Source organism: Acinetobacter sp. GN11, assembly GCF_054823985.1.
Map to the genome: position 1 here is coordinate 1 of NZ_JRVL01000126.1, position 1,780 is coordinate 1,780.

The 1,780-nt window shown below is 33.3% G+C and carries 2 protein-coding genes; one reads left to right on the top strand and one right to left on the bottom strand.

Annotation, left to right across the window (positions count from 1 at the left end):
* Positions 1–354 precede the first annotated feature (354 nt).
* Positions 355–915: a TetR/AcrR family transcriptional regulator gene (locus NL42_RS11930; protein WP_461312904.1), complete on the top strand. Its 561-nt coding sequence runs from the start codon at positions 355–357 to the stop codon at positions 913–915.
* 274 nt (positions 916–1,189) lie between these two features.
* Here NL42_RS11930 and NL42_RS11935 read toward each other — a convergent pair whose 3' ends face one another.
* Positions 1,190–1,762, bottom strand: coding sequence for a TetR/AcrR family transcriptional regulator (locus NL42_RS11935; protein ID WP_461312905.1), 573 nt, complete (start codon positions 1,760–1,762; stop codon positions 1,190–1,192).
* Positions 1,763–1,780: the final 18 nt, after the last annotated feature.

A 1,780-nucleotide genomic window follows, 5' to 3' on the forward strand; every position in this document is an offset into this window, starting at 1 on the left:
ACGGGAGAGGGACACCCTCGGGTGTGCTGGTTAAATCTTTCACCAGTCTGCTAACCCTCTTTCGTTCTGCCACCATAATTCTTGATTAATGCTTTGGCAGAACTCCCCATATAAAGGAGTTGGCTATGCATTTTATTTTTATACCTCCAGACTAGTCTTTAGTGCGGTTTGATGACCTTTGGGTTTTCAAGCATTAGCTCATCACGACCAAAAAATCATATCAACAATAAAACTTGAGATGCGCTGAGGCAGTCTTTCGAGGGCCTTTGCATGCCTTTTTTGCTTAAAATAAGAGCCTAGGCAGTTTTATCTCATTGAGACACAACAAGAACTTATTTTTATAACGGTAAAACTATGCAACATTTAGATCTCCCATTTCGTGCTTTAAGCGTGCTTCATTCTGCAAGATATCTCTTTAATAATTATGGTTTTCACAAAGTCGGGGTGGACCGAATTATTGAAGCAGCAAAACTCCCCAAAGCTACTTTTTATAATTACTTTCACTCAAAAGAAAGACTCATTGAAATGAGCTTAACTTTCCAAAAGGATGGTTTAAAAGAAGAGGTGCTTTCAATCATTTATGTTCAGAAAGGCTTAACCGTAATTGAAAAACTCCGCAAAATTTACTTCTTACATGCAGATTTAGAAGGCCTTTATCATCTGCTATTTAAAGCTATTTTTGAAATTGAAAAGCTTTACCCAAAGGCCTATCAAATAGTGGTTGAGTACAGAAACTGGTTCATTAGCGAGATTTATAGACTGCTTTTAACAAAGAACTCAGAGGCCCGAAAAGAAGATGCACATATGTTTTTATTTGTGGTGGACGGGGCTATGGTTCAGCTTTTAGGTGAAAACAGTGTGGATGATAGAGATGTGTTATTGGAGTATTTCTTAAGGAATATCGCGATGGATTAATAATATATAAATGTGCATAGTTATAAGCAGCAAAGGTTTAGTTATTCTTAATAAAACTCTTATTTTAACTCCTTAAGTTGATATAAATTATAAAATTAAAATAAAGAAAATGAGAGTGGCTCCTGTATTTAAAATAGCAGGGGCTTTGCTTTTATAGGGGGGTGACAATAATTTAGATAGATTTTATCAGTAGAGCTGTAATTCATGCTCTACTCATTTTTTCAATGATATTTTAATTCTTCTACAAAACACCTAAAACTATTAAATTGATATATTAAGCGGCGGAGCACGCTTGAGTTTCTTCAAAATTAATAAGCTTTGTTATATAAGACCATGTTTGTTCAGAATTAATTTTTGATTTATTTATTGTGCCATCAATAATGATGCCATCAATAATATTAAGGAAAAGACTGGTAAGCGTATGGGCATCTTTGATTTCTAATTCTACACATATTGAGAAAACCAATTTGTAAATCCATTCTCGATATTTATTAACCTGATTTTTAATAGATGGGTACAATTGTAGAACTTCAATGGTGGCTTTTTTAAATAAACAACCATTGAAATCGTCTGTATTAATCCAGTCAATATACCATTTGAAAATGTTTTCAAGTCTAATTAAGGGGTTGTTAATATTATTAATTTTTTCTGATATTGAAGATTGGATTTCTAAATTTCTTTCATGAAGGCACTCTTCAATTAAGTTTTCTTTAGAAGAAAAGTACTTATAAAAAGTCATTTTTGCCACATTGGACTCAGCAATAATCTTATCAACACCAACAGATGTATAGCTTTTCTGGTTAAAAAGGGATGTTGCTGTTGTTATAATATTTTCTCTTTTTGTCATCGGGTTCACCGTCGCGAA